Consider the following 6,491-nt stretch of genomic DNA (forward strand, 5'->3'; position numbering starts at 1 on the left):
GGTATCCCGCCAGATTTCAGATGCTCTGGTAACTCAGTTACCGAGTAGTTCACAAAAATACAAAAGAAACAAAGGGAGAGGGAAATGAAGAGATTTTGGAACAAACTTACAGGAGAAGAACGCCTGTGTCGGGCAGAACAGAAGCTGACGATCCTCATCCTGGACTGTCAGGATGAGGAAAGAAGAGTAAAACTGATCCGCAGAAAAAAAGAAGTACATTTAAAGCGGCTGAAGATCCGGAGACGAAATTATATTTTTGCACTGATTCTGGCCTGTATGATGCTCATACTTGCAGTGTATGGGGTAGTTCGTGTGATCGGGAAAATGATCAAAAACGTACCATCTGGTCAAAAACAGACCGAGCAGCCTGCAGAAAGTGAAACACAGACCGAGACGGAAGATACAACAAGGATCAATCTGACGCTTAACTTTACCGGAGACTGTATTCTGGGAACAGATGAGCAGTTTGCCTGGGATACCGGTTTCAATGCTTACTATGAGGCAAACGGTCCGGAATATTTCTTGAAGAATGTGCGGGATATTTTTGAAAAAGATGACCTGACGATCATAAATATGGAAGGTACGCTTACGGAAGAAACCACACGTGCAGACAAACAGTTTGCCTTCAAAGGCGATCCGGAATTTGTGAAGATCCTTACTTCCTCATCGGTGGAAGCAGCAAATATGGCAAATAACCACAGCCATGACTATGGAGAGCAGAGCTTTCAGGATACGGTAAATACCCTGGAAGAAAATGGAATCAAAACCTTTGGCTACGATGATACGTCGGTGATCGAGGTCAAAGGCGTCAAAATCGGATTTTTCGGTATCTATGAGCTGGATGATCATCTGGAACGCATACCACAGGTAAAAAGTGATATTGCAAAACTCAAAGAAGACGGAGCGGAAATTATTGTGGCAGTTTTTCACTGGAGCAATGAGCTTGTTACTGTCCCGGATGAAAATCAGGTAACGCTTGCACATCTGGCAATCGATGAGGGGGCTGATGTGGTCGTCGGACATCATCCGCATATTATCCAGGGGATTGGCGGTTATAAAGGAAAGACGATCGCTTACAGTCTTGGTAACTTCTGCTTTGGCGGAAATACCAATCCGACAGAGATGGATACGATCATCTTTCAGCAGAAATTTACCGTAAACGGAAAACATGAGATCGTAGATGCGTCTTACGAAGTCATTCCTTGCAGTGTTTCTTCGGCAGAGGGTTACAACAATTATCAGCCGACACCGCTTACCGGGGAGGCAGCAGATCAAGTTTTGCAGAAATTAGAAGAGCGAAGCCAGAGCATTTCAGAATAAGCACTTTGCGAAAAATAGATGTCAGGTTTCAAGATGTGTCAGATCAAAGGAAAAACCAGAAAACCATGGTATACTTTTTCATATAAAAGCCATACTAAAACCAGATTCCAATCAAAAACAAAGGGCGTGAAATAACGTCAAAAAGGCAGGAATAAGATTATGAATAGTATGACCGGAGAGCAGAGTATCTGTTTTGAGAAGCCGCCTTATCTTTTTGTGAGTGCCTCTGTGGCAGGCAAAAAAGAAGGAGAAGGGCCGCTTGGAGAAAAAATCGACTTGATCTGTGAGGATCCCATGCTTGGGGAAGAAAACTGGGAAAAGGCGGAGAGCATGCTTCAGATAAAAGCAATCCAGTTGGCACTGGAAAAAGCAGGGAAGATGCCGCAACAGATTCGCTATATTTTTGCAGGAGATTTGTTAGGGCAGCTCATTGCCACATCTTTTGGTGTAGAAGAGCTGGAAATTCCGCTGTTTGGACTGTATGGAGCCTGTTCTACCTGTGGAGAGACCCTGTCACTGGCGGCAATGACGGTAAGTGCAGGGTATGCCGATCAGGTACTTGCCGTGACTTCCAGCCACTTTGGAAGTGCGGAAAAGCAGTTTCGATTTCCGCTCGGATACGGGAATCAAAGACCTCTTTCTGCGACCTGGACCGTCACCGGAAGCGGAGCTTTTCTGCTCTCAGCACAGAAAAGCCATGCAAAAATCACCGGAATCACGACCGGGAAAGTAGTGGACTACGGTGTGAGGGATTCTCTGAATATGGGAGCCTGCATGGCACCGGCAGCGGCAGATACGATCTGTCAGAATCTGATGGATTTTAACCGGCAGCCACAGGATTATGACCGCATCATTACAGGAGATCTGGGCTATGTCGGCCAGACAATCCTGCTGGAGCTGCTAAAAGAGAAAGGGTTTGATATCAAAAAGCAGCATATGGACTGCGGAATCGAAATTTATGACCGTAAGTTACAGGATACACATTCTGGCGGAAGCGGCTGTGGATGTTCCGCAGTGACGCTTTCCGCCATGATCCTTCCGAAAATAGAAAAAGGAGACTGGAAGCGGATTCTTTTTGTTCCGACCGGAGCACTGCTTTCTACGGTCAGCTTTAACGAAGGGCAGACCGTGCCCGGGATCGCTCATGCGGTCGTGATCGAACATTGTTAGCGGACAGAAAGGAGCGTATCAAACATGAGTTATGTGACAGCATTCTGGGTGGGCGGACTGATCTGTGCCCTGTGTCAGATCCTTCTTGAAAAAACAAAACTGATGCCGGGACGTGTGATGGTGATCCTGGTCTGCAGCGGAGCACTGCTTGGAGCCTTTAACATCTATCAGCCGTTTGTGGAATTTGCCGGTGCCGGTGCATCGGTGCCGCTTCTCGGTTTCGGAAACGTACTCTGGAAAGGTGTTAAAGAAGCAGTCGATGAAAATGGATTTTTAGGGATTTTTATGGGAGGATTTAAGGCAAGTGCCGTCGGGATCAGTGCAGCTCTGATCTTTTCCTATCTTGCCAGCCTGATCTTCCAGCCAAAGATGAAAGAGTAGCAGAAAGCGGACAGACGAAAGATGAATAAAAAAACCTACCTTATTGAAAAAGCAGAAAAAGGATTGACGATACAGCAATATTTAAAACAGATTGCCGGATTTTCAAATGCACAGATCAGAAGCATGAAATTTACAGAAAATGGCATCTGTTTGGGCGGGCAGCGGGTAAGAGTGACGACCAGACTGTCAGAAGGCGATGTGCTGGAAACAAAAAGCAGCAGCTCCGCACATCTGCTGTCCTTTGAACAAATGCCGGACATTCTCTATGAAGATGCGGATGTGATCGCAGTGAATAAACCAGCCGGTATGGCAGTACATCCGTCGCATGGTCATTATCAGGATACGCTGGCCAATCAGCTTGCCTATTATTTTCGGAAGAACACTCAGCAGGTGGAAATTCACAGCATAGGCAGGCTGGATCTGGAGACAAGCGGCATCGTGCTGTTTGCTAGACACCGTGCGGCAGCGGCAAGACTCTCCAGACAAAGAGAAGACGGCAGGTTGCAGAAAACATATCTGGCGATCTGCAGCGGCATATTTGCAGAAAGGAACGGAACATTAAACGGTGCGATCGCACCTTTGCCCGGAAGCCTGATGAAAATGTGTGTTTCAAAAGACGGCAAACCGGCAGTCACACATTATCAGGTGCAGAAACAGTATATGGAAGCGGCACTGGTGCAGCTTACCCTGGAAACCGGACGAACACACCAGATTCGCGTACATATGGCAGATGCAGGGCATCCGCTGATTGGAGATCGGCTGTATTTTGCGGATACAGATCAAAAAGCAGATGTGGATGCAGAGAATTGCTTTACCGGCATCAAACGGGCGGCACTTCATGCATCCAGGATCTGTTTTTATCAGCCATTTGTGGGAAAGCGGATCACCGTTGAAGCACCGTTTCCGGAAGATATGAAAAAATGTCTGTTCCGGGATGAATGAATCCCTGTTTTTTATTGGATTTTTGGTAGATCCAAATGTATAATAAAAGGCAAATAAAAAATCGGTCTTAGCGAGAGACGGATTTCCGGACTTAATATAGAAGTGGGAGTCTTCTCCGACTAAGATAAAATGGGGGTAAAAATGCAGAACTATATTATGGCACTGGATCAGGGAACCACGAGTTCCCGGTGCATTTTATTTGACAGGCAGGGAAACATCTGCAGTATGGCACAGATGGAATTTACGCAGATTTTCCCAAAACCTGGATGGGTCGAACATGATCCGATGGAAATTTGGTCTTCGCAGATCGCGGTAGCAGCCAAGGCGATGGGCAAGATCGGTGTAACGGAAAAGAACATTGCGGCGATCGGCATTACCAATCAAAGAGAGACAACGATCGTCTGGGAGAAGGCAACCGGAAAGCCGGTATACAATGCGATCGTCTGGCAGTGCCGCAGGACTGCAGAAAAAGTGGAGGAACTGGTAAAAGACGGATTTGGTGAAAAAATCCACAAAAAAACAGGACTGATCCCAGATGCTTACTTTTCGGCGACCAAACTTGCCTGGATCCTTGATCATATCGAACAAGGCAGAGAACGTGCAAAAAATGGCGAACTGCTGTTTGGAACGGTAGATACCTGGCTGATCTGGAAACTGACAGGCGGACAGGCACATGTCACCGATTACACCAATGCATCCAGAACGATGCTCTTTGATATACATAAACGAAAATGGGACGAAGAAATCCTGCAAAAACTGGATATTCCATGCGAAATGCTGCCGGAAGTAAAACCATCGAGTGGTGTCTACGGTTATACAAAAGACTGTCTGATCGGTGACGGTATTGCGATAGCCGGAGCAGCCGGGGATCAGCAGGCTGCATTGTTCGGGCAGTGCTGTTTTCGCTCCGGTGACGTAAAAAACACCTATGGCACCGGTTGTTTCCTGCTGATGAATACCGGAGACTGGCCGGTCATTTCAAAAAATGGACTGCTGACTACGATTGCAGCAGGAGTTGACGATCAGATACAGTACGCACTGGAAGGCAGCGTTTTTGTGGCAGGAGCAGCCATTCAGTGGCTTCGCGATGATCTGCGTATGATCGATCATGCGGCAGAATCCGAAGAATACTGCAAAAAAGTGAAGGACTCGAACGGTATCTATGTCGTCCCGGCATTTACCGGACTTGCTGCACCGTACTGGGATCCATATGCCAGAGGAACGATCGTCGGCATCACACGCGGCACGAAAAAAGAACATCTGATCCGGGCAACGGTAGAGTCACTCGCCTATCAGGTCACGGATGTGATCGAAGCGATGGAAAAAGAAGCAGGTCTGTCACTTGCATCCCTGAAAGTGGACGGCGGAGCCTGTGCCAATGATTTCCTGATGCAGTTTCAGGCCGATCTTCTGAATGCAAAAGTAGAACGTCCGAAATGCATCGAGACGACAGCTCTTGGAGCTGCCTATCTTGCCGGCATCGGAGTCGGCTACTGGAAAAACAGCGAAGAAATTAAAAACAACTGGGCACTGGAGCATACCTTTTTGCCAAAGCGGGAAGAAGACTGGAGGAAAGAAGTCCGAAAAGGATGGAAAAAAGCCATTTCCTGTGCCGGAGGCTGGGCTAGAGATTAACACCGGCTATTGATTTCTGATCTAAGCGTGATCCTTCTGTGCGGTTCTTTGTACAGAAAGATCACGTTGACATTTCTCAATTCTTTATGTTATACTCCCCTCGTATATAGTTAGCAGGCACTAATAAAAGTAAGTAAAAAATTACCATGATTACTTAAAATCAATTAGTGAGGAAAATGAATATGATGATTGACAAGCGTCTGATCGGGATGGTTCCGGAGAGCAAAAAATACGTTGCCGGAAATGTTCTGATGCAGTGGATTTCACTTGCGGCAAACGTAGTGCTTATGATGAGTATCACTCGCTTTTTTGCGTCCTTATATGCAAAAAATATGACCGGAAAGGATTTTGCCGTTTTCTCCGTGATTGCCATTATGGCAGTGGCGGTTCGCTTTTTCTGTGCGATCGGTGCTTCCAGAATGGGATTTCTTTCTTCCAAAAAAGTAAAAAAAACGCTCAGGGAGGCTATATACACAAAACTTCTGAAACTTGGTGCAGCCTATAAAGAGCAGATCAAGACATCTGAGATTGTTCAGGTGGCAGTAGAAGGGGTAGATCAGCTGGAAACATATTTCGGTGCGTATCTGCCGCAGTTTTTCTATGCGATGCTGGCACCGCTGACTCTTTTTCTTGTGCTTCTGCGTGTGAATATACCTTCTGCGGTTGTATTGTTCGTCTGTGTTCCGCTGATTCCGGCGGCGATCGCAGCAGTGCAGACCTGGGCAAAGAAGCTGCTGTCAAAATACTGGGGACAGTATACGGCACTTGGCGACACCTTTCTTGAAAATCTTCAGGGACTTACCACTTTAAAAATTTATCAGGCAGATGCCTTCAAAAATAAAGAAATGAATGAAGAATCCGAAAAATTCCGAAAAATCACCATGAAAGTACTGACCATGCAGCTCAACTCGATCACCATCATGGATATCATCGCCTATGGCGGAGCGGCACTTGGCGTGTTTTTTTCGGTGACACAGTACCAGAAGGGCGGAGTTGATCTTGCCGGAGCTTTGCTGGTTATTCTGCTGTCGGCAGATTTCTTT

General features: G+C 46.6%; 6 protein-coding genes. All 6 read left to right on the forward strand.

The window, feature by feature from the left end:
* The first annotated feature begins 84 nt into the window (after positions 1–84).
* The gene (locus ACLTL4_RS10585) at positions 85–1,320 is read left to right on the forward strand and encodes a CapA family protein (protein ID WP_250840914.1); all 1,236 of its coding nucleotides are present in this window, start codon (positions 85–87) and stop codon (positions 1,318–1,320) included.
* A gap of 159 nt (positions 1,321–1,479) precedes the next feature.
* The gene (gene spoVAD, locus ACLTL4_RS10590) at positions 1,480–2,490 is read left to right on the forward strand and encodes a stage V sporulation protein AD (protein ID WP_215658637.1); all 1,011 of its coding nucleotides are present in this window, start codon (positions 1,480–1,482) and stop codon (positions 2,488–2,490) included.
* Between the two features lie 24 nt (positions 2,491–2,514).
* Complete coding sequence (gene spoVAE / locus ACLTL4_RS10595) at positions 2,515–2,871, forward strand: stage V sporulation protein AE (protein ID WP_022119648.1); 357 nt, start codon at positions 2,515–2,517, stop codon at positions 2,869–2,871.
* Positions 2,872–2,892: 21 nt separating this feature from the next.
* On the forward strand, positions 2,893–3,813 hold the full coding sequence (locus ACLTL4_RS10600) for an RluA family pseudouridine synthase (protein ID WP_412320515.1): 921 nt from the start codon (positions 2,893–2,895) through the stop codon (positions 3,811–3,813).
* Between the two features lie 141 nt (positions 3,814–3,954).
* A complete protein-coding gene (gene glpK / locus ACLTL4_RS10605) occupies positions 3,955–5,448 on the forward strand; it encodes a glycerol kinase GlpK (protein WP_412320516.1) in 1,494 nt (497 codons plus the stop codon).
* 182 nt (positions 5,449–5,630) lie between these two features.
* Positions 5,631–6,491, forward strand: an 861-nt coding sequence (locus ACLTL4_RS10610) for an ABC transporter transmembrane domain-containing protein (protein WP_412320517.1), incomplete at its 3' end; no start/stop codon positions are given.

This window comes from Hominisplanchenecus sp., assembly GCF_046967715.1.
In the GTDB taxonomy this organism is placed as follows: domain Bacteria; phylum Bacillota; class Clostridia; order Lachnospirales; family Lachnospiraceae; genus Hominisplanchenecus; species Hominisplanchenecus faecis.